18 protein-coding genes are annotated in these 23,561 nt (G+C 46.0%); all 18 read left to right on the forward strand.

All coding sequences use genetic code 11. The annotated features are described in order from the left end of the window. Nucleotides 1-3: 3 nt before the first annotated feature. The 18 genes from cpsB (at nt 4) to wzzB (ending at nt 23,484) form a co-directional block, all read left to right on the forward strand. Nucleotides 4-1,440 (forward strand): mannose-1-phosphate guanyltransferase, encoded by a 1,437-nt coding sequence (cpsB, locus tag OGV82_RS13125; RefSeq protein WP_012131712.1) that lies wholly within the window; start codon nt 4-6, stop codon nt 1,438-1,440. Nucleotides 1,441-1,588: 148 nt separating this feature from the next. After that, nucleotides 1,589-2,959, forward strand: coding sequence for a colanic acid biosynthesis phosphomannomutase CpsG (gene cpsG / locus OGV82_RS13130; RefSeq protein ID WP_012131713.1), 1,371 nt, complete (start codon nt 1,589-1,591; stop codon nt 2,957-2,959). Nucleotides 2,960-3,013: 54 nt separating this feature from the next. Further along, nucleotides 3,014-4,408, forward strand: coding sequence for an undecaprenyl-phosphate glucose phosphotransferase (wcaJ, locus tag OGV82_RS13135; RefSeq protein WP_047462612.1), 1,395 nt, complete (start codon nt 3,014-3,016; stop codon nt 4,406-4,408). A 9-nt stretch (nt 4,409-4,417) separates the two neighbouring features. Then, complete coding sequence (wzxC, locus tag OGV82_RS13140) at nt 4,418-5,896, forward strand: colanic acid undecaprenyl disphosphate flippase WzxC (RefSeq protein WP_101743976.1); 1,479 nt, start codon at nt 4,418-4,420, stop codon at nt 5,894-5,896. A 109-nt stretch (nt 5,897-6,005) separates the two neighbouring features. After that, on the forward strand, nt 6,006-7,286 hold the full coding sequence (gene wcaK / locus OGV82_RS13145) for a colanic acid biosynthesis pyruvyl transferase WcaK (RefSeq protein ID WP_047462618.1): 1,281 nt from the start codon (nt 6,006-6,008) through the stop codon (nt 7,284-7,286). Beyond that, entirely contained in the window at nt 7,283-8,503 is a 1,221-nt protein-coding gene (wcaL, locus tag OGV82_RS13150) for a colanic acid biosynthesis glycosyltransferase WcaL (RefSeq protein WP_047462621.1), read from the forward strand. Before wcaK ends, wcaL begins: the two co-directional genes overlap by 4 nt. 11 nt (nt 8,504-8,514) lie before the next feature. Beyond that, complete coding sequence (gene wcaM / locus OGV82_RS13155; protein ID WP_047462624.1) at nt 8,515-9,918, forward strand: colanic acid biosynthesis protein WcaM; 1,404 nt, start codon at nt 8,515-8,517, stop codon at nt 9,916-9,918. A 165-nt stretch (nt 9,919-10,083) separates the two neighbouring features. Further along, nucleotides 10,084-10,977: a UTP--glucose-1-phosphate uridylyltransferase GalF gene (gene galF, locus OGV82_RS13160; RefSeq protein WP_012131721.1), complete on the forward strand. Its 894-nt coding sequence runs from the start codon at nt 10,084-10,086 to the stop codon at nt 10,975-10,977. 363 nt (nt 10,978-11,340) lie between these two features. Further along, the gene (locus tag OGV82_RS13165) at nt 11,341-12,651 is read left to right on the forward strand and encodes a capsular polysaccharide export protein, LipB/KpsS family (protein WP_047462627.1); all 1,311 of its coding nucleotides are present in this window, start codon (nt 11,341-11,343) and stop codon (nt 12,649-12,651) included. Next, complete coding sequence (locus OGV82_RS13170; protein WP_101743975.1) at nt 12,639-13,715, forward strand: EpsG family protein; 1,077 nt, start codon at nt 12,639-12,641, stop codon at nt 13,713-13,715. Before OGV82_RS13165 ends, OGV82_RS13170 begins: the two co-directional genes overlap by 13 nt. Continuing rightward, complete coding sequence (locus OGV82_RS13175; RefSeq protein WP_286462728.1) at nt 13,715-14,995, forward strand: MATE family efflux transporter; 1,281 nt, start codon at nt 13,715-13,717, stop codon at nt 14,993-14,995. The genes OGV82_RS13170 and OGV82_RS13175 overlap by 1 nt, the downstream gene beginning before the upstream one ends. Nucleotides 14,996-15,008: 13 nt before the next feature. Continuing rightward, nucleotides 15,009-15,770 carry a DUF4422 domain-containing protein gene (locus tag OGV82_RS13180; protein ID WP_012131727.1) on the forward strand — a complete coding sequence of 254 codons (762 nt, stop codon included), beginning with the start codon at nt 15,009-15,011 and terminating at the stop codon, nt 15,768-15,770. Nucleotides 15,771-15,793: 23 nt separating this feature from the next. Beyond that, nucleotides 15,794-16,783, forward strand: a complete 990-nt coding sequence (locus OGV82_RS13185; RefSeq protein ID WP_047462633.1) for an acyltransferase family protein — start codon at nt 15,794-15,796, stop codon at nt 16,781-16,783. Between the two features lie 12 nt (nt 16,784-16,795). Further along, nucleotides 16,796-17,944 (forward strand): UDP-galactopyranose mutase, encoded by a 1,149-nt coding sequence (glf, locus tag OGV82_RS13190; RefSeq protein WP_047462637.1) that lies wholly within the window; start codon nt 16,796-16,798, stop codon nt 17,942-17,944. A gap of 14 nt (nt 17,945-17,958) precedes the next feature. After that, complete coding sequence (locus OGV82_RS13195; RefSeq protein WP_012131730.1) at nt 17,959-19,395, forward strand: undecaprenyl-phosphate galactose phosphotransferase; 1,437 nt, start codon at nt 17,959-17,961, stop codon at nt 19,393-19,395. A 149-nt stretch (nt 19,396-19,544) separates the two neighbouring features. Next, on the forward strand, nt 19,545-20,951 hold the full coding sequence (gene gnd / locus OGV82_RS13200) for an NADP-dependent phosphogluconate dehydrogenase (RefSeq protein ID WP_047462640.1): 1,407 nt from the start codon (nt 19,545-19,547) through the stop codon (nt 20,949-20,951). Between the two features lie 236 nt (nt 20,952-21,187). After that, nucleotides 21,188-22,354 carry a UDP-glucose 6-dehydrogenase gene (ugd, locus tag OGV82_RS13205; RefSeq protein WP_047462643.1) on the forward strand — a complete coding sequence of 389 codons (1,167 nt, stop codon included), beginning with the start codon at nt 21,188-21,190 and terminating at the stop codon, nt 22,352-22,354. A 146-nt stretch (nt 22,355-22,500) separates the two neighbouring features. Next, nucleotides 22,501-23,484, forward strand: coding sequence for an LPS O-antigen chain length determinant protein WzzB (gene wzzB / locus OGV82_RS13210; RefSeq protein ID WP_047462644.1), 984 nt, complete (start codon nt 22,501-22,503; stop codon nt 23,482-23,484). The last annotated feature ends 77 nt before the right edge of the window (nt 23,485-23,561 follow it).

Genomic DNA, 23,561 nt, shown 5'->3' on the forward strand with positions numbered 1-23,561 from the left:
ATCATGGGTCAACGTAAACTTTATCCGGTCGTGATGGCGGGTGGCTCGGGTAGCCGTTTATGGCCGCTTTCTCGTGTACTTTATCCAAAACAGTTTCTCTGCCTGAAGGGCGATCTCACCATGCTGCAAACGACCATTTGTCGTCTGAACGGCGTGGAGTGCGAAAGCCCGGTGGTGATCTGCAATGAGCAGCACCGCTTTATTGTCGCCGAACAGTTGCGCCAGCTAAACAAACTGACGGAGAACATTATTCTCGAACCTGCCGGGCGCAATACCGCGCCAGCGATTGCGCTGGCGGCGTTGGCGGCGAAACGCCACAGCCCGGAAGGCGATCCGCTGATGCTGGTACTGGCGGCCGATCACGTCATTGCTGATGAAGGGGCATTTCGCGACGCGGTGCGTAACGCCATTCCGTATGCCGAAGCGGGTAAGCTGGTCACGTTCGGCATCGTGCCGGATCTGCCGGAAACCGGCTATGGCTATATTCGTCGCGGCGATGTCTCTCCCGGCGAGCAAGACGCGGTCGCTTTTGACGTCGCGCAGTTTGTCGAAAAACCCAATCTTGAAACCGCGCAGGCCTACGTGGCGAGCGGCGACTACTACTGGAACAGCGGGATGTTCCTGTTCCGCGCCGGGCGTTATCTGGAAGAACTGAAAAAATACCGTCCCGATATTCTGGACGCCTGCGAAAACGCGATGAGCATCGTTGACCCCGACCTCGACTTTATCCGCGTGGATGAAGAGGCGTTCCTCGCCTGCCCGGAAGAGTCGGTGGACTACGCGGTGATGGAGCGCACGGCGGATGCGGTGGTTATGCCGATGGATGCCGGCTGGAGCGACGTGGGTTCCTGGTCTTCACTGTGGGAAATCAGCGCGCATACCGCCGAGGGAAACGTGCATCACGGCGACGTCATTAGCCATAAAACGGAAAACAGCTACGTTTATGCGGAGTCGGGCCTGGTGACGACCGTCGGGGTGAAAGACCTGGTGGTTGTACAGACCAAAGATGCGGTGCTGATTGCCGATCGCAATGCGGTGCAGGATGTGAAAAAAGTGGTGGAGCAGATTAAAGCTGACGGGCGTCATGAGCACCATATCCACCGTGAAGTCTACCGGCCGTGGGGCAAATACGACTCTATCGACGCCGGCGACCGTTATCAGGTGAAACGTATTACCGTTAAACCCGGCGAGGGGCTCTCCGTGCAGATGCATCACCATCGGGCGGAGCACTGGGTGGTGGTCGCAGGGACGGCAAAAGTCACCATCAACGGCGAAATCAAACTGCTCGGTGAAAACGAGTCTGTCTACATACCTCTGGGGGCGACCCACTGCCTGGAGAATCCGGGAAAAATTCCGCTCGATCTGATTGAAGTCCGCTCCGGTTCGTACCTTGAAGAGGACGACGTGGTGCGCTTCGCCGATCGCTACGGGCGGGTGTAAGCCCGGTAAGTTGCCGGATAGTGCGTTGCTTATCCGGCCGACAGGTCCGTAGGCCCGGTAAGCGTAGCGTCACCGGGCAATAAAACAAAAATTGAAAAAGGCTCTTACGAGAGTCAGGGCCAACTGTTGCCTGAAGAAGGGTAAAAACATGACGAAATTAACCTGTTTTAAAGCCTACGATATTCGCGGCAGGCTGGGCGAAGAGTTGAATGAGGATATCGCGTGGCGTATTGGCCGCGCTTACGGCGAGTTCCTGCAACCGAAAACCATTGTGCTGGGCGGCGATGTGCGCCTGACAAGCGAGTCGCTGAAACTGGCGCTGGCGAAAGGGTTGCAGGATGCGGGCGTTGACGTACTGGATATTGGCCTTTCCGGCACGGAAGAGATCTATTTTGCGACCTTCCATCTGGGCGTCGATGGCGGTATTGAAGTGACCGCCAGCCATAACCCGATGGACTACAACGGTATGAAACTGGTGCGCGAGGGCGCGCGCCCCATCAGCGGCGACACCGGCCTGCGCGACGTGCAGCGTCTGGCGGAAGCCAATGATTTTCCACCGGTCAACGAAGCCAGACGCGGCAGCTATAAGCAGATCAATCTGCGTGATGCCTACATCGACCACCTGTTCGGCTACATCAACGTCAACAATCTCACGCCATTGAAGCTGGTCATCAACTCCGGCAACGGCGCGGCAGGCCCGGTGGTGGATGCCATTGAAGCCCGCTTTAAGGCGCAGGGCGTACCGGTTGACTTCATCAAAATCCACAACACGCCGGACGGCAACTTCCCGAACGGCATCCCTAATCCGCTGCTGCCGGAGTGTCGCGATGACACCCGCAACGCCGTTATTGAACACGGCGCAGATATGGGCATTGCCTTCGACGGGGATTTCGACCGCTGCTTCCTGTTTGATGAGAAAGGGCAGTTCATTGAGGGCTACTACATTGTCGGCCTGCTGGCGGAGGCATTTCTGGAGAAACACCCGGGGGCGAAGATCATCCACGACCCGCGTCTGTCCTGGAACACCGTTGATGTGGTGACGGCGGCGGGCGGCACGCCGGTGATGTCGAAAACCGGTCATGCCTTCATTAAAGAACGTATGCGCCATGAAGATGCTATCTACGGCGGCGAAATGAGCGCCCATCACTACTTCCGTGATTTTGCGTACTGCGACAGCGGGATGATCCCGTGGCTGCTGGTGGCGGAGCTGGTATGTCTGAAAGGGCAGTCGCTGGGGGAACTGGTGCGTGACCGGATGGCGGCGTTCCCGGCCAGCGGTGAAATCAACAGCAAACTGGCAGAGCCTGCGGCCGCCATCAGCCGGGTGGAAGCACACTTTGCGCGTGAAGCGCTGACGGTGGACAGAACTGACGGCATCAGCATGTCGTTTGCCGACTGGCGCTTCAACCTGCGTTCTTCCAATACCGAACCGGTGGTGCGGCTGAATGTGGAATCACGCGGCGACATTCCGCTGATGGAAGCGCGAACGCGAACCCTGCTGACGTTGCTGAATCAGTAATGTCGGTTCTTCCCTTACCCGGCGACGGGTAAGGGGCTAATAACAGGAACAACGATGACAAATCTAAAAAAGCGCGAGCGAGCCAAAACCAATGCATCGTTAATCTCTATGGTGCAACGCTTTTCGGATATCACCATCATGTTTGGCGGGTTATGGGTTGTCTGCAAGCTGAGCGGATTGCCTTTCCTGTATATGCATCTGTTGGTGGCGCTGATCACGCTGGTGGTTTTTCAGATGCTGGGCGGCATAACTGATTTTTACCGTTCCTGGCGCGGCGTGAAGATTTCGACGGAACTGGCGCTACTGCTGCAAAACTGGACGCTGAGTCTGGTCTTCAGCGCGGGCCTGATTGCCTTCAATAACGACTTTGATAACCGTCTTACCGTCTGGCTGGCGTGGTATGCGCTCTCCAGCGTGGGTCTGGTGGTCTGCCGCTCGTTCATTCGCTACGGAGCCGGATGGCTGCGTAACCGTGGGTACAACACGCGCCGGGTGGCGGTGGCGGGGGATCTTCCTGCCGGTCAGTCGCTGCTGGACAGCTTCCGCAAGGAGCCGTGGTTGGGTTTTGAAGTGGTCGGCGTTTACTACGATCCGAAACCGGGCGGCGTCTCTTCTGACTGGGCCGGAAATCTGCAACAACTGGTTGAGGATGCTAAAGCCTCACGCATTCATAACGTCTATATCGCCATGTCGATGAGTGACGGGGCGCAGGTAAAAAAACTGGTGCGCGCTCTGGCGGACACCACCTGCTCGGTCATCCTCATCCCGGATGTTTTTACCTTCAATATTTTGCACTCGCGCATTGAAGAGGTAAGCGGCGTGCCGGTCGTGCCGCTGTATGACACGCCGCTGTCAGGGATCAATCGTCTGCTGAAACGCGCGGAAGATATCGTGCTGGCGTCGCTGATTCTGCTGCTGATCTCTCCGGTGCTGTGCTGCATTGCGCTGGCGGTCAAATTCAGTTCGCCAGGGCCGATCATTTTCCGCCAGACCCGTTATGGCATGGACGGTAAGCCGATCAAAGTGTGGAAATTCCGCTCCATGAAGGTGATGGAAAACGACAAAGTGGTGACGCAGGCGACGCAAAACGACCCGCGTGTAACCCGCGTGGGGAATTTTCTGCGCCGTACCTCGCTTGATGAACTGCCGCAGTTTATCAACGTTCTGACCGGCGGCATGTCTATCGTCGGGCCGCGCCCGCACGCGGTGGCGCATAACGAGCAGTATCGCCAGCTTATCGAAGGCTACATGCTGCGCCATAAAGTCAAACCCGGCATTACGGGATGGGCGCAGATCAACGGCTGGCGCGGCGAGACCGACACGCTGGAGAAAATGGAAAAGCGCGTGGAGTTTGATCTGGAGTACATCCGTGAGTGGAGTGTGTGGTTTGACATCAAGATTGTTTTTCTGACGGTGTTCAAAGGCTTTGTGAATAAAGCGGCGTACTGAGGAACGATCATGAGCTTACGAGAAAAAACCATCAGTGGGGCGAAGTGGTCGGCGATCGCTACGGTTATCATTATCGGGCTGGGACTGATTCAGATGACCGTGCTGGCGCGGATTATTGATAATCACCAGTTTGGTCTGCTGACCGTGTCGCTGGTGATTATCGCCCTCGCCGATACGCTGTCGGACTTCGGTATTGCCAACTCCATTATCCAGCGTAAAACGATAAGCCACCTTGAACTCACCACCCTGTACTGGCTGAACGTTGGCTTAGGGCTGGCGGTGTGCGTCGTGGTGTTTTTGCTTAGCGACGCGATCGGCAACGTGCTGCATAACCCCGATCTGGCGCCGCTGATTAAAACCCTGTCGCTGGCGTTTGTGGTGATCCCTCACGGGCAACAGTTTCGCGCGTTGATGCAAAAGGAGCTGGAATTTAACAAAATAGGCATGATCGAGACCAGCTCGGTGCTGGCGGGGTTCACCTTCACCGTGGTCAGCGCCCATTTCTGGCCGCTGGCAATGACGGCGATCCTCGGCTATCTGGTCAACAGCGCCGTCCGTACGCTGCTGTTCGGCTATTTTGGCCGGAAGATCTACCGCCCCGGTCTGCATTTTTCGCTGGCGTCTGTTTCGTCGAACCTGCGCTTTGGCGCATGGCTGACGGCGGACAGCATCATCAATTACGTCAATACTAACCTGTCGACGCTGGTGCTGGCGCGTATTCTCGGCGCGAGCGTCGCCGGGGGATACAACCTTGCTTATAACGTGGCGGTAGTTCCGCCAATGAAGCTTAACCCGATCATTACCCGCGTATTGTTCCCGGCGTTCGCCAAAATTCAGGATGATACGGAGAAGCTGCGCGTCAACTTCTACAAGCTGCTGTCGGTCGTGGGGATTATTAATTTTCCCGCGTTGCTCGGTCTGATGGTGGTATCGAATAATTTTGTACCGCTGGTTTTTGGCGAGAAGTGGAACAGCATCATTCCGGTGCTGCAACTGCTGTGCGTGGTGGGGCTGTTGCGCTCTGTCGGCAACCCGATTGGTTCGTTGCTGATGGCGAAAGCGCGCGTCGATATCAGCTTCAAATTCAATGTGTTCAAAACCTTTCTGTTCATTCCGGCAATTATCGTTGGCGGCCATCTGGCGGGGGTGACAGGCGTGACGCTGGGCTTCCTGCTGGTGCAGATCATCAATACCGTTCTGAGCTATTTCGTCATGATTAAACCGGTGCTGGGGTCGAGTTACCGCCAGTACATCCTTAGCCTGTGGCTACCGTTTTATCTCTCTTTACCTACCCTGGCGGTGAGCTATGGGTTGGGGATTGCGCTGAATGGACATCTGCCGCTGAGCGTACTGCTGGCAACGCAAATCGTGGCGGGCGCGCTGGCCTTCGCCGTGATGATTGTGCTTTCGCGCCATCCGCTGGTGGTGGAGATGAAGCGCCAGTTTTGCCGTAGCGAAAAAATGAAAACACTGCTTCGCGCAGGATAACTTTTGCTGGATGGCGACGTTTACGCGTCGTATCCGGCCTATGAATTGATTTTGCTGTAGGCCGGATAAGGCGACAGCCGCCAGCCGGCAACGATTTTAAGGGGCAAATATGAAATTACTGATCCTGGGCAACCACACCTGCGGCAATCGTGGCGACAGCGCAATTTTGCGCGGCCTGCTGGATGCCATTAACCGTCTTGAACCTGACGCAGAAGTGGATGTGATGAGTCGCTATCCGGTGAGCTCATCCTGGTTATTGAATCGCCCGGTGATGGGCGATCCGCTCTATTCGCAGATGAAACAGCACAATAACGCGGCGGGCGTGATGGGGCGTGTGAAAAAAGTGCTGCGTCGCCGCTATCAGCATCAGGTACTGCTCTCCCGCGTCACCGATACCGGCAAGCTGCGCAATATTGCCATTGCGCAGGGGTTTACCGACTTCGTGCGTCTGTTATCCGGTTATGACGCCATTATCCAGGTCGGAGGCTCGTTTTTCGTTGATCTGTACGGTGTGCCACAGTTTGAACATGCGTTGTGTACTTTTATGGCGAAGAAGCCGCTGTATATGATTGGTCACAGTGTCGGCCCCTTCCAGGACGAGCAGTTCAACACGCTGGCGAATTATGTCTTTGGTCATTGTGATGCGTTGATTCTGCGTGAATCAGTCAGTCTGGAACTGATGAAGCGTAGCGATATCACCACGACGAAAGTTGAAGCGGGGGTCGATACCGCCTGGCTGGTTGATCATCACAATGACGATTTTGAACCGGCTTATGCCGTTCAGCACTGGTTAGCCCTCGCCGGAAAGCAAAAGACGGTTGCGATTACGCTGCGTGAACTGGCGCCATTCGATAAGCGTCTGGGAACCACCCAGCAGGCTTACGAGAAGGCGTTTGCTGGCGTGGTGAACCGTATCCTTGAGGAAGGCTATCAGGTGATTGCGCTGTCAACCTGTACCGGTATCGACAGCTATAACAAAGACGATCGCATGGTGGCGTTAAACCTGCGCCAGCACGTCAGCGACCCGGATCGTTACCATGTGGTAATGGACGAACTCAACGATCTTGAAATGGGGAAAATCCTCGGCGCCTGTGAACTGACCGTGGGCACGCGCCTGCATTCCGCCATTATTTCCATGAATTTCGCGACCCCTGCGATTGCCATTAATTATGAGCACAAATCTGCCGGAATTATGCAACAGCTGGGATTGCCTGAAATGGCGATCGACATTCGTCATTTGCTGGACGGCAGCCTGGAAGCGATGGTGGCCGATACGCTGGGGCAGTTGCCCGCGCTCAACGCGCGACTGGCGGACGCCGTAAACCACGAGCGTGAACAGGGCTTTCGCATGGTGCAGTCAGTGTTAACCAGTATCGGGGAGGGGAAATGAAGGTCAGCTTCTTTTTACTGAAGTTCCCACTGTCGTCAGAGACCTTCGTGCTGAACCAGATCACCGCGTTTATCGATATGGGGTTTGAGGTGGAAATTGTCGCGTTGCATAAAGGCGACCTTGAGAACACGCATGCGGCGTATGACACCTACCGCCTGGGTGAAAAAACGCACTGGCTGCTGGATGAGCCGGAAGGCAAGCTGGCGAAGCTGCGCTATCGCGCCATTGCGTCTTTGCGTGGCGGTACGCGCGCATCGACCTGGAAGGCGCTGAATGTTTCACGTTACGGTGATGAAGCGCGCAACCTGATTCTGTCCGCAATCTGCGGGCTGACGCCAAAAATGTTCCAGGCGGATGTTTTTATCGCACATTTTGGCCCGGCGGGTGTAACGGCGGCGAAGTTGCGGGAACTTGGCGTGATCAAAGGCAAAATTTCCACCGTTTTTCACGGTATTGATGTATCGCACCGCGATGTGCTCAATCACTACACGCCTGAATATCAGCGCCTGTTCCAGCGTGGCGATCTCATGCTGCCTATCAGTGAATTATGGGCGGGACGCCTTAAAACAATGGGGTGCCCGCCCGAGAAAATTGCGGTCTCGCGGATGGGCGTCGATATGACGCGCTTTACTCACCGTCCGGTAAAAGCGCCGGGTACGCCGCTGGAGATTATCTCCGTGGCGCGATTAACCGAGAAGAAAGGACTGCACGTAGCGATTGAGGCCTGCCGACAGCTCAAAGCGCAGGGGGTGGCGTTCCGTTATCGCATCCTGGGCATGGGGCCGTGGGAGAGACGCCTGCGCACATTGATTGAGCAGTACCAGCTTGATGATGTGATTGAAATGCCCGGCTTTAAGCCCAGCCATGAAGTGAAAAAAATGCTGGATGACGCGGATGTGTTTCTGCTGCCGTCTATCACCGGTACGGATGGCGATATGGAAGGTATTCCGGTGGCGCTGATGGAAGCGATGGCAGTCGGGCTGCCGGTGGTTTCAACCGTTCACAGCGGAATCCCTGAACTGGTGGATGCCGGTAAGTCGGGCTGGCTGGTGCCTGAAAATGATGCTGAGGCGTTGGCGGAGCAACTGGCGGCATTCAGTCGCATCGACACCGAGTCGTTGCGGCCTGTGGTACAACGCGCCCGTGAAAAAGTTGAGGCTGATTTTAATCAGCAGGTGATTAATCAACAGTTAGCCAGCCTGCTGCAAACGATGTAAACCGAGGTTGTATGCCAGAGAATAAACTCTCCCGTCGCACCTTCCTGACGGCAGGCTCTGCGCTTGCCGTACTTCCTGTCCTCCATTCCCCCTTTGCCCGCGCGATTGAACCCCGGCAAACCGTCAATATTCAGGATTATAACCCCCGAGACTGGATAGCCTCGTTTAAACAGGCGTTTAGCGAAGCGCAGACGGTTGTTGTTCCTGCGGGGCTGGTCTGCGAGAACGTCAATACCGGCATCTTTATCCCGGCAGGAAAAACGCTGCATGTGCGCGGGCGCTTAAGCGGCAATGGTCGCGGTCGGTTCGTGTTGCAGGATGGCTGCCAGGTAACAGGGGAGCAGGGCGGCGGCCTGCACAACATCACCCTGGATGTGCGCGGTTCAGATTGCACCATCAGGGGGATTGCCATGAGCGGGTTCGGCCCCGTTACCCAGATCTACATTGGCGGCAAAAAGCCGCGAGTGATGCGTAATCTCACCATTGATGATATTACGGTCAGTCATGCAAATTACGCCATTCTGCGCCAGGGATTCCACAACCAGGTGGACGGCGCGCGCATCACCAACGGCCGATTCAGCGATCTGCAAGGGGATGCTATCGAATGGAACGTGGCGATTAACGATCGTAACATTCTGATCTCTGACCATGTTATAGAACGCATCGACTGCACCAACGGGAAAATCAATTGGGGGATTGGCATCGGGCTGGCGGGCAGCACCTACGATAATGCCTACCCGGAAGAGCAAACCGTAAAGAACTTTGTCGTGGCCAATATTACCGGATCGGATTGCCGACAACTGGTTCATGTGGAGAACGGAAAACACTTTATCATTCGTAATGTAAAAGCGCGGAATATCACGCCTGATTTCAGTAAGAAAGCGGGCATTGATAATGCGACGGTAGCAATTTATGGGTGTGATAATTTCGTGATTGATAATATCGATATGGTGAATTGTGCGGGGATGCTTATTGGTTATGGCGTCGTCAAAGGCAAATATTTATCCATTCCGCAAAACTTCAAATTAAATGATATTCATCTTGATAACACTCGCCTGGCCTATAAACTGCGCGGCATTCAGATCTCTTCAGGGAATGCGACCTCCTTTGTGGCGATCACCAATCTGGATATGAAGCGCGCTACGCTTGAACTACACAACCAGCCTCAGCATCTTTTCCTGCGTAATATCAAGGTAATGCAGGAGTCTGCGACAGGGCCCGCGCTGAAGATGCACTTTGATCTGCGTAAAGATATACGCGGCAAGTTTATGGCGAAACAGGACACTTTGCTGTCGCTGGCGAACGTTCATGCAGTCAATGAGAAGGGGCAGAGCTCTGTCGATATCGACAGGATTAACCACAAGGTGGTGAATGTGGAAGCGGTCAATTTCAGGTTGCCGGAGCGGGGGAGGTAGTTTTGCGACCATTCCTGGCGAAAGTTACTCATACTTAAGATTATGGCTACTGCAATCTGCGGATAAGCGGCGTACCATCACATCCAACGCCATAATGTAATTCATGCTGGCTAAAACATGCTAAAGAGCTATAATTCAGCAACCATTTTATAGGTGGATGAAATAATGATTAATTTGAAAGCAGTTATTCCGGTAGCTGGTCTGGGTATGCACATGTTGCCTGCCACCAAGGCAATCCCCAAAGAGATGCTGCCGATTGTTGACAAACCGATGGTACAGTACATTGTTGACGAAATTGTTGCTGCTGGGATCAAAGAAATCGTTCTGGTTACTCACGCTTCCAAAAATGCGGTAGAGAACCACTTCGACACCTCCTACGAATTAGAGTCACTTCTGGAGCAACGCGTGAAACGTCAGTTGCTGGCGGAAGTGCAGTCCATTTGCCCACCAGGCGTGACGATTATGAACGTTCGCCAGGCTCAACCGCTGGGTCTGGGGCATTCCATTTTATGCGCACGTCCTGTGATTGGTGACAACCCGTTTGTGGTGGTGCTGCCTGATATCATCATTGATGACGCGACGGCCGATCCGCTTCGCTATAATCTTGCGGCAATGGTAGCGCGTTTCAACGAAACGGGACGCAGCCAGGTGCTGGCAAAACGCATGAAAGGCGACCTTTCAGAGTATTCCGTTATCCAGACCAAAGAACCTCTGGATAATGAGGGGAAAGTCAGCCGTATTGTTGAGTTTATTGAAAAGCCGGATCAACCGCAGACGCTGGACTCAGATCTGATGGCGGTAGGTCGCTATGTGTTGTCGGCAGATATCTGGGCAGAACTGGAAAGAACAGAACCCGGCGCCTGGGGCCGTATCCAGTTGACGGATGCAATTGCAGAACTGGCGAAAAAACAGTCTGTTGACGCCATGCTGATGACAGGCGACAGCTACGACTGCGGTAAGAAAATGGGCTATATGCAAGCGTTCGTTAAGTACGGGCTGCGCAACCTGAAGGAAGGGGCGAAGTTTCGGAAGGGGATTGAGGCGTTGCTTAACGAGTAAGCTAAGCCAGGATACTGTCATTAGAACCATAGACAGTTATCACTCGACAATAAGCTCGACTGTGGAAAGTTGATGCTTATTGCCGTTTTGTTTTGCACTTTAGTGTAAAATGATCAACAAACAACCCCTGCCAAACTCTTTCTTAGGGCAATCACAAACAACTGTCGTGAGGTTGTGTCTCACACGGAAACGGAAGTTGAGATTGATTTCAGAAGAGGTTGACTGGGGTATTAATTACATGGATTTTTGAATCCTTGTTTCTCAGTGTATTGGTAGCTGTAGAGCCAAGGGCGGTAGCGTGGACAGCATATCAAAAATTCGACGCGATTTTTAATTTTGTCATCAAAAAAGATTTTTGTAGAAATGAAAAAAATAGCAATAATGTCCTTTTATGAGAGTAATTCAAGATATATACATCAACTATCAAAACAGATAAAAGAGGTGACTGGTAGAGATACTGTCCAGTTGTGTATGTATGCTTCTTCGACTAACTATTGCATCAAAAACTCATTAGAATATATTGATTTACCTGGAAATGTTCGTAAATATAAGTCAGAAAAAAATATTACAATACCTCGTCATTTTTATGAGTTTCATATCTCTCTTTTCCCTGAATTAGAAAAATATTTTTTAGATATCTCTAGGAAATATTGGGATTTTTATGAGAATTATTTCCCATGGGAAGATTTCCACAGTGTGGTATTTATTGGAGATAAACGTTTATATTCTTCTATTGGTGGCTATTTTGCAAAATTAAAAGAGGTTCAAGTATTCTATTTTGAACCTGGCCCATATGGGACGATGATTTTTGATCCGAAAGGCGTCAATTGTAATATGAGCATCACTACTGCTAGTCTCGATATGATGCGGAATAATGTAAATGAAGATGAAATAAAATATTTATATAATAAATGCATTACATCTGTCAGTGAAAAGAAATTTTATGAAAAGAATATTGGTTCTTATTTCAGGAAGATAAAAGATGTCCTTCAAAGTGTCCCTCCATCTATTTTTAGGAAAGTATGTGCTGTCGAGCTATATACAGGGGAGGGTTTTTGGGAGTCTATTCCTTATTTATTAGGACGTCTGCCATTTAAAAAGAATAGTAAAGCAAATAATATTGATATAGAAAAACAAGGGAAATATATTTTTGTTGCGTTACAAGTGCCAAATGATGTCCAGATTATCTCAAACTGTAAATTATTTTCATCAATTGATGATATGTTAACTTCAGTTATTAAATCATTACCTGAGGGATATGATCTTATTGTTCGTGAACATCCAATGAATAAAGGGAGATATAATAAATCACTGTATAAGTTAATTAATGAAAATGTGAATGTACATATTGATAATAATACTCCAATTGATCATTTAATCGATAAATCTTCGTTAGTAATTGTAATAAACTCAACTGTAGGACTTGAGGCTGCTGTAAGAGGTGCTGCTGTATTAACACTTGGTGATATATATTATCCTCAAATAGTAAATAATCTAACATCTCGAGAATCGTTAAAAACTGAAATAGTTAAAGCCATCGATAATAAAGCTACCCAGGAAGAAGTGAAACTTTATATAGCTTATTTATTTAAAAACTATATGGTTAAAGATAATTATAAAAATAGCAATTATTATGATCTCAACAATGCGGTAGAAAAAATATGCTGCAGGTAATATTTTCACCAATTGGTTTTGCAGCATTCTCTGTTTTACAGATTTTTTTTGTTTCTATAATATCTTTCTTAAAAAGAAGCAAGTTTTCCTTTTTTTTATTGGCTATTAACATAACACTTATTGGATTATATCTTGGTATAGCTAATCGTTGGGGATATGATTCTATTCACTATTATATACCTTTTTATGAGGGTGATACCTCCAGAAAGTTTGAGCCAGGATTTACTTTATTAGTCTATATATTACGAACAATAGGTATACCATCTGAGTTATTTCCTGTAATAACAATATTAATTACAACATGGTTATCTTTTATAGCAATACTGAAGCTAACAAATGAATATGTACAGACAACTATAATTGCTTTTTGTCTGACAAGTATGATAAGTTTCATGTATCTCTATATGGGAGGAATGCGACAAGCTATCAGTTTTAGTTTTATTCTTTTATCAATAGCATACCAATCAAGAAATGCATCGATTAAATCTTTTATCACTATTATTATAGCTATCAGTCTACATTTCTCTGCTTTAATATTTTTGGTTATGCCTATATGGAGACGACTTGATTTTCATAAAAAATATATAATTATTTTGCTATCACTTATTTTTGCTTTGGCATCAGAATATATTGTTGGTTTTGTGCTCAAAGCATTACCCCCGGGAAGTGTGTTTGCTAATAAAATAATTCGAGCATTTGAGTATTCAGATCGAAATAATGAACACGCCATATATATATATAAGTTTTTATATTCTTCAATATTTGTATTTATTCCTTTATTCTTATTGGATAAAATAATAAAAAATAAAAGCGCGTCTCTTATTTTAGAATATGCTCTGTTAGCATATGTTTTCTCTGCCATCTTATTTTTCACCAAAGAATCATCGATCAGATATTTGTTTGTAGTAAATGTTTTTTTAATCCCTTTTTATATTATGAGTATAGAACACGTTTTTGTTAAAACTCAACGAAGGGTAATATTATTACTAATAGTTATTATTTTTATGCTTTATGGGGTTATATCACATAACTGGTTATCTGAATTAGTGACTCGATTTATCTAATGACTAGAAAAAAAACTAAGGCATTGTTTGCTGTTATCGCAGCGAGAGTAATTGGTGTATCCATTAGTTTTTTGATGAATATACTTGTTACTCGCTGGGTCAATGTAAATGAAGCCGGAATATTCTTCACCTCCTTCTCTATTATTATGTTGTGGGGACTTATCGGTACATCAGGGTTTTGTGATGCCATTCTTAGAATGCGACCGCAACTTATAGCCACAAGAAATTATATCCAGGCAAGTTCATTGGCATTGTTTGGAGCATTAATAATTATAGTTATATCATGTCTGTTATCAGGCGCTATATATCTTTTTCTGACTTACGGAGAGTCATTAAAGGTCTATGGTGCTTTATATATTTGTGCGAGCATCCCTCTTCTTTCCATGATCCAATATACGGGATATATATTTCAGACTAATGGGAGATCATTATTATCTGTTATTATAATTAATATATCCTATCCGCTGATATTTTCGTTTATTGTTTTAGTATGTGCCGTTCTGCATATGGAAGCTAATGCATTAAATTTAGTAAGGTTTTTATTTTTATCAATTATACTTAGTTTTATCTTTTGTGCTGTTTTGTGGAAAAAATATATATTTACTAATATAAATGCTGTTGTTTATTTGAAGAAGCTTAAATATAAATATATAATTACAACATTACTATCTTTCTTGCTAATATTAATATGTAATACCATTATACAATGGATTACACCTATCATCTCTAACTACTATATTTCAAGTGAAGACGTTGCTCTTATCTCTGTTTGCTTGCGGATTGGTTTAGTTATCAGTTTCTTCCTTATTTCATTAAATGTTGTTTTTGCACCAAATTTTTCCAAGCTGTATACTGAAGGGAAATTTGATGAGCTTAAATTAATGGTAAGAAGTAGCACCCGTCTTGTCGTTATTTTGTCATTGCCAGGAGTAGCGTTTCTCTTACTATTCCCTGAGTTTGTGCTTTCAATTTTTGGGCGTGCATATACTCAAGCATCTATCATACTTAGAATAGTTTGCATTGGTCAGTTAATTAATGTCCTGACAGGGTCGGTCGCTTTCTTATTAACAATGACAGGTAATGAGAAAATATTTAGAAATATTATTTTCTTTAATGCATTTATGATGATTATCAACCTTAACTTCATGGGGGGGGGATTCGGCATAAAAGGAATTGCCTGCGCTGTTGCTCTTTCTGTGATTATACAGAATGTCATTGCTGTCTATTTTGTGAAAAGAAAACTGGATATCAATATCCTTGATTATTTTTATTTGAAGTAAAATTGGTAATATCATGATTAGAATATATATCGCAACACATAAGCAATATGATTTTCCTGTAGATGAAGGTTATCAACCTATCCATGTAGGTAAGAAGAATAGTACATCAGATTTAGGTATAAGTGTTATCGGTGATAATGAAGGAGATAATATATCAGAATTAAATCCATCATATTGTGAATTGACTGCATTATATTGGATCTGGAAAAATTCAGATGAAGATATTGTTGGTTTAGTTCATTATCGTCGTTATTTCGCTGGCGTTCATAATATTATACCGCTCCATGGTAAGGGCATTGCTTCTAGTAATGATTTTGACCTAAATAAATATGATTTAATTGTCGCTCGTAAACGTAATTACTATGTTACGAATATAAAAAATCATTACTGCCGAGCTCATTCAGAAGGTGATTTGAATATATTACGCTCTATCGTGGAGGCTATGTATCCTGATTATAATCAAGCCTTCGATACGGTTATGCATGGTCGGAAAATAAGTCTGTATAATATGTTCGTAGGTAAGGCCGATGTGGTCAATCAGTATTGCCAGTGGCTTTTCCCTCTATTAGACGAAGTGAATAAACAGATTGATTTCTCTGGTTATGATTCTTATCAAAAAAGAATTTTGGGATTCATGGCAGAAAGATTATTTAATGTATGGATTGAACATAATAAAAGAAATATTAAAGTTGGATACAGAAAGGTTGTAAATATTGAAGGTGAAAATTTAATAAAAAAAGGAAGTGCACTCTTGGTTAGGCATTTCCTAAAATAAAATATAAGCAGCGAGAGTATTCAATGACTCGACGTACGGATATAGATATATATCGTGGACTGGGGATATTGTTGGTTGTGTTAGGACATGTATCCTTCCTCAGTCCATCTTGGCATAAGATTATTTATAGTTTTCATATGCCTGCTTTTTTCATTCTTTCTGGTTATCTGGTAAATGTTAAAAATCTGGAGTTGAAACCTTGGATATTTATCATCCAGCGATTTTATAGATTGATTATTCCTGCATGGACGATTGGAGTAATTTGTGGCTTGCCGTTTGTTGCTATGTTATTGATGAGTAATATATCTGGTAGTGATTTCCTTATGAAACTATATGGAACATTAACAGGTGCAACAAAAGTAGCAAATAATTTCTTTGTTACTCCCATTTGGTTTTTATATTGCCTGTTTATAGTTGAGGCTATGTTTTATTTAATAATGAAAATCTCTTCAAATAAATATATTATTGCCTTGATTGTAATTTCCTTTTATTTAATTGCGAAAAATGTAGATATTTTTCATTTTTTTAATGTGAATATAGCTTTTATCGCTATGCCATATTTTTTAATTGGATACATATTGCAAAGTATTGTCATAACCAGACATATTAATTATGCGATGATTTCTGTTGTACTGCTTTTGGGATTTTCGTATTTAACTCCCACTGAGGTTGATATGTCTGCATTACAGGTGGGGAATGGAGTATGGGCTTTTATAAATCTTGCTTCTGCTTTAGCAGGAAGTTATCTGCTCTATTATATTGCGGGTTATATTAATTCGGAATTTATCTCTTGGTTGGGTAAAAATACCTTAGTTATATTGGGGTTTAATTATTATATTAATGCCATAGCGAAAAATATATTAACTTTTGCACATATGGAATACTATGTCATATTAAGTTTTATTATTCAGATCATATTGCTCGCTATTCTTGTGAAAATAATTGCATGCTGGCCAGCTCTTAATTCCCTGGTGAATGGGAAAATGTTTGTAACTTACAAAGAAGCAAAATAATTGAGGTCATTGATGAAATCTGTTGCTATTGTCGGTGCGGGTATTTCTGGTGCGGTTATTGCGAGATTATTAGCAGAGGAAGGGATTGAGTCTGTTGTTTTTGACAAACGTTCTCATATTGCTGGTAACTGTCATTCAGAACGTGATCCGCAGACCAACGTCATGTTGCACGTTTATGGTCCCCATATTTTTCATACAGATGATAAAGAAGTTTGGGATTTCGTTAATCAGTATTCAGAGTTTATGCCTTACACCAACCGTGTGAAGGCCATTTACAAAGGCAATGTTTACTTACTACCAGTAAACCTGCATACGATTAATCAGTTTTTCAATAAAACAATGCGTCCGGATGAAGCTCGTGCTTTCATCGAATCTAAAGCTGACAAATCTATTGTCGAACCGAAAAACTTTGAAGAACAGGCCATCAGCATGATTGGTCGGGAACTGTATGAAGCATTCTTTAAAGGCTATACGCGTAAACAATGGGGTTGTGAGCCGACGGAGTTACCAGCCAGTATTTTGAAACGCTTGCCGCTTCGTTTTAACTATAATGACAATTATTTTAACCACCAGTATCAGGGGATGCCCAGAGATGGCTATACCGATATGGTTGGAAAAATTCTTGATCACGAACTGATTGAAATAAGAACAGATACTGAGTTTTCAGCTACCGAGAGTGGGGCCTACCAGCATGTATTTTGGTCAGGCGCGCTGGATGGTTACTTTAACTTTAGTGAGGGGCGTCTGGGTTATCGCACGCTGGATTTCGAAAAATTCTCAGCAGAAGGTGACTACCAGGGAACGGCTGTTATCAACTACTGCGAAGAAAATGTACCTTATACCCGAATCACTGAGCATAAGCATTTCTCACCTTGGGAGTCACACGAAAAAACAACATGTTATCGTGAATTTAGTCGCTTCTGCACCGAAGATGATATTCCGTATTATCCGATCCGTATGGTTAAGGAAAAAGAACTGCTCAATCGCTACCTGGATAAAGCGATGGAATTAAGCAATACCACTTTTGTCGGGCGTCTTGGTACCTACCGCTATCTGGATATGGATGTCACTATTCGTGAAGCTATTGATGTTGCAAATAAATTCCTTGAATGTCAAAAGAGTCAGGAGCCAATGCCTGTATTTAATATAAATCCTCGCTAACGTCAGGTGTTGTCATGGATACGGATAATTTTTTGAATAAATATAATCCATTGCTATGCAAGGTTTTTCTCGCAGCATCGGATTTTATATTTTTTAACTTATCACTGGCCCTCTCTATTGGTTGTGTATACTGGATTTTTAACGATCTTTATCGTTTTATCCCCGATGCTCAACTAGAGATGCGCATAATTTCTCATGTCATCCTGAGTTTGATATGTGTGGGATGGTTTTGGGTTCGGTTGCGACATTATTCCTATCGCAAACCCTTTTGGTTTGAATTGAAGGAGATTATCCGTACTATTGTGATCTTTGCTGTTTTTGATCTGGCGCTGGTCGCTTTTTCTAAATGGCAATTTTCTCGGTATGTATGGGTCTTTTGTTGGACGTTTGCATTAATTCTGCTACCGCTTTTCCGAGCAATGACCAAACAACTTCTTAATCGTCTTGGGATTTGGAAGAAAAAGACTGTCATTATGGGTAGCGGAAGTAATGCAGTGGAAGCTTATTATGCACTGCAAAGTGAGGAAATGCTTGGCTTTGATGTTGTCGCATTTTATGACGAAGAGTGTACAGAGGCAACGCTACAGGGACTGCCGGTTCTTCAGGACCCCAATATTCTTTGGGAAATGAAGAAAACAGGCGATATTCATTTCATTGTAGCTTTTGAAATGGAAAACAGCGATAAGACCATTAACTGGTTGCGCGAACTATCGAAGAAGGACTGCCGTTCTGTCACGGTTATTCCGTCCCTGCGCGGGTTACCACTTTATAATACCGATATGTCTTTCATCTTTAGTCATGAAGTCATGTTGCTGCGTATTCATAATAATCTGGCAAAACGGACATCTCGTTTCCTTAAACGGACTTTCGATATTGTCTGTTCATCACTGATTATCTTAATTTCTTCGCCACTGCTCATTTATCTTTGGTACAAAGTTACCCGTGATGGTGGTCCGGCAATCTACGGTCATATGCGAGTAGGGCGTCACGGTAAGCTTTTCCCTTGCTATAAGTTTCGCTCAATGGTGATGAATTCGCAGGAGGTTTTACAAAAGCTCCTTGATTCCGATCCTGCTGCACGGGAAGAATGGGAGCGTGACTTTAAGTTGAAAAACGATCCGCGAATCACTCCTGTCGGTCGATTTATTCGTAAAACCAGTCTTGATGAATTGCCTCAGTTATTTAATGTGCTGAAAGGTCAAATGAGTCTGGTTGGCCCGCGTCCGATTATCTCTGAAGAGTTACCACGCTATGATGAGAATGTTGATTACTATCTAATGGCGAAACCGGGAATGACAGGGTTGTGGCAGGTAAGTGGACGTAACGATGTGGATTACGATACCCGAGTCTACTTTGACTCTTGGTATGTCAAGAACTGGTCGCTGTGGAATGACATCGCTATTCTTTTCAAAACAGTGAAGGTAGTCCTCCATAGAGATGGTGCATATTGATGTAGCAGAAACTGCATTTTATGTGCATTAAGTTCATTCTGAAGAGGACATCTATTGCTACCTTCTGGCCTCTAACCTGAGTTAACATGTTCTTCACTTTACTCGCCGCCATTTTACGGCGGGGTATCCACACCTGACAGGAGTATGTAATGTCCAAGCAACAGATCGGCGTCGTCGGTATGGCAGTGATGGGGCGCAACCTGGCGCTCAACATCGAGAGCCGTGGTTATACCGTCTCCGTTTTCAACCGCTCCCGTGAAAAGACCGAAGAAGTGATTGCCGAAAACCCAGGCAAAAAACTGGTGCCTTACTACACGGTAAAAGAGTTTGTTGAATCCCTTGAAACGCCTCGTCGTATCCTGTTAATGGTGAAAGCAGGGGCGGGCACTGATGCTGCTATCGATTCCCTGAAGCCGTATCTGGATAAAGGCGACATCATCATTGATGGTGGTAACACGTTCTTCCAGGACACTATCCGTCGTAATCGCGAACTTTCTGCTGAAGGCTTTAACTTCATTGGTACCGGCGTTTCCGGTGGTGAAGAAGGGGCGCTGAAAGGCCCATCTATCATGCCTGGCGGTCAGAAAGAGGCCTACGAACTGGTTGCGCCGATTCTGACTAAAATTGCCGCAGTTGCAGAAGATGGCGAACCTTGCGTGACCTATATTGGTGCCGATGGTGCCGGTCACTATGTGAAAATGGTTCACAACGGTATCGAATACGGCGACATGCAGCTGATCGCAGAAGCCTATTCTTTGCTGAAAGGTGGCCTGAATCTGTCTAACGAAGAGCTGGCAGATACTTTCACTGAGTGGAACAAAGGCGAGCTGAACAGCTACCTGATCGACATCACCAAAGACATCTTCACCAAAAAGGATGAAGAGGGTAAATATCTGGTTGATGTGATTCTGGATGAAGCGGCGAACAAAGGCACCGGTAAATGGACCAGCCAGAGTTCTCTGGATCTGGGCGAGCCGCTGTCGCTGATCACGGAATCCGTTTTTGCACGTTATATCTCTTCTCTGAAAGAGCAGCGTGTCGCAGCGTCTAAAGTGTTGTCGGGACCTAAAGCGCAGCTTGCGGGTGACAAAGCGGAATTTATCGAGAAAGTCCGTCGCGCGCTCTACCTTGGCAAGATCGTCTCTTACGCACAAGGGTTTTCCCAGCTGCGTGCCGCTTCTGACGAATACAACTGGGATCTGAACTACGGCGAAATTGCGAAGATCTTCCGTGCCGGCTGCATTATTCGTGCACAGTTCTTGCAGAAAATCACCGACGCATATGCAGAAAATGCGGGTATCGCTAACCTGCTGCTGGCACCGTACTTCAAGAAAATCGCGGACGATTATCAGCAAGCGCTGCGTGATGTGGTTGCGTATGCCGTGCAGAATGGTATCCCGGTTCCGACGTTCTCTGCCGCTGTTGCCTACTACGACAGCTATCGCGCAGCCGTTCTTCCTGCGAACCTGATCCAGGCGCAGCGTGACTACTTTGGGGCGCATACGTATAAGCGTACTGATAAAGAAGGCGTTTTCCATACTGAATGGCTGGAGTAATTCCTGATTCGCATCAAAAGCCCGGTGATTCGCCGGGCTTTTTTTTGTCCCTAATCTGATTGATTTATTTTTACTTCTTAATATTAACTTAATAATTAATGTTTAACCTGATAAAGAAAATCTGAATTGTTTTAGCCTTCATTGACACAATATTCATTCAGGCGTTAAAACTTTTATATCTTATCAGGATGTATAAACATCATGATGCATAATTAAGTTAATTCTGAGAGCGTGAAATGAAAATCACCATTTCTGGAACCGGGTACGTTGGTCTGTCAAACGGTTTGCTTATCGCACAGCATCACCAGGTTACCGCGTTAGACATTATTCCCGAACGTGTAGAAATGCTAAATGATCGGATATCTCCGATTGTTGATAAAGAAATACAGCAATTTTTAGCGTCCGGGAATATTAATTTTGAAGCAACCTTAGACAAGGTATCCGCCTACCAAAATGCTGATTATGTCATTATTGCAACACCAACCGACTATGATCCAAAAACAAATTATTTCAACACATCAAGTGTAGAATCGGTTATTCAGGATGTGACAGAGATTAACCCATCGGCAGTGATGGTGATCAAGTCAACGGTGCCGGTTGGCTTCACCGCAACGATGAGTAAAAAATTTAATACGCAGAATATCATTTTCTCCCCCGAGTTCCTGCGCGAAGGTAAAGCGCTTTATGATAATTTGCATCCTTCGCGGATTGTGATTGGTGAACGCTCTGAGCGTGCGGAGCGATTCGCTGCTTTGCTACAGGAAGGCGCCATAAAACAGGATATTCCAACCCTGTTTACCGATTCGACGGAAGCAGAGGCGATTAAGCTTTTTGCTAATACTTACCTTGCGATGCGCGTTGCTTACTTTAATGAACTTGATAGCTATGCGGAAAGTTTAGGACTGAATACCCGACAAATTATTGAAGGTGTGTGTCTGGATCCTCGTATTGGCAATCATTACAACAATCCTTCATTTGGTTATGGCGGTTATTGTCTGCCGAAAGATACGAAGCAACTTCTGGCGAATTATCAGTCAGTGCCAAACAATATTATCTCCGCGATCGTGGATGCGAACCGGACGCGTAAAGATTTTATTGCAGATGCCATCTTGTCCAGAAAACCCAAAGTGGTGGGCATCTATCGTCTGATTATGAAGAGCGGTTCTGATAATTTCCGTGCGTCTTCAATTCAGGGGATTATGAAGCGTATCAAAGCTAAAGGTGTGGAAGTTATTATTTACGAACCGGTTATGAAGGAAGCGTCGTTCTTTAATTCCCGCCTTGAACGTGATTTGAATACGTTTAAACAGCAGTCCGACGTGATTATCTCCAATCGCATGGCGTCTGAACTGCTGGATGTTCAGGACAAAGTTTATACACGCGATCTCTTTGGCAGTGATTAACCTTCTGTTATTGGGGCTACAATAGCCCCTGATTGGCTATCAAAGTGTTTGAAATAATCCGTAAATTTTATCAATAATCCTATAGCATTAACGATGTTTATGACTACACTGTCTCCAGCTTAAGCATTTTCTTAGTTAGGGTACTGATGACAGTGAACAATAACAATGCTACCGGGCGCAGTAATGACCCGGAACAGATTGATTTGATTGATTTAGTGATGCAATTGTGGCGCGGAAAAATGACAATCTTTGTGTGTGTCATTGTCGCAATTCTATTGGCTGTTGGTTACATCCTGGTAGCGAAAGAGAAATGGACCTCTACCGCCATCATCACCCAGCCTGATGTAGGGCAAATTGCCACTTATAATAATGCGATGAGCGTTTTGTATGGCGATAATGCTCCGAAAGTTGCGGATATTCAGACTGGCTTTATCGGTCGCTTTAGCTCCGCCTTTTCCGCATTGTCAGCAGCTCTGGATAATCAGGAAGAACCTGAAGAATTAACTATTACTCCTTCTGTTAAGGGTCAATCATTGCCGTTGGCTGTTTCTTACGTTGGAGAGTCTGCGGAAGGGGCGCAGCGCCAGCTGGCAGAGTATATCCAGCAGGTAGATGAGAGCGTTGCGAAAGAACTGGACGCGGATCTGAAAGATAACATCAAGTTGCAGACAACTACGCTTGAGGACTCGTTAAAAACGCAGGAAGTGGTCGCGCAGGAGCAAAAAGATTTGCGTATCAAGCAAATTCAGGAAGCATTGCGTTATGCGGAGCAGGCGAATGTGATAAAGCCACAAATTCAGCAAACTCAGGATGTCACCCAGGACAGTATGTTCCTTCTTGGTAGTGATGCGCTGAAATCAATGATTGAACATGAATCCACGCGTCCGCTGGTTTTCTCTGGGGCCTACTATCAGACCAAGCAAAATTTGCTGGATATCGGAAATCTGAAAATCGAAACCGCATCCATTCACGCCTACCGTTACGTCATGAAGCCGACGCTGCCGGTTCGTCGTGACAGTCCGAAAAAGGCAATTGTGCTGGTCCTGGCGGTGCTACTGGGCGGGATGATTGGTGCAGGTGTGGTGCTGGGGCGTAATGCTCTGCGCGACTACAGAGAGAAAGCGCAGTAATTTATTGTTATCCTGGATGGCTCTACGCTTATCCGACCTACAAAAAACCGGGCATTGCCCGGTTTTTTCGCATCAGA

The sequence above is a fragment of the Citrobacter sp. CK191 genome, assembly GCF_030333435.1.
GTDB classification, from domain to species: domain Bacteria; phylum Pseudomonadota; class Gammaproteobacteria; order Enterobacterales; family Enterobacteriaceae; genus Citrobacter_B; species Citrobacter_B koseri.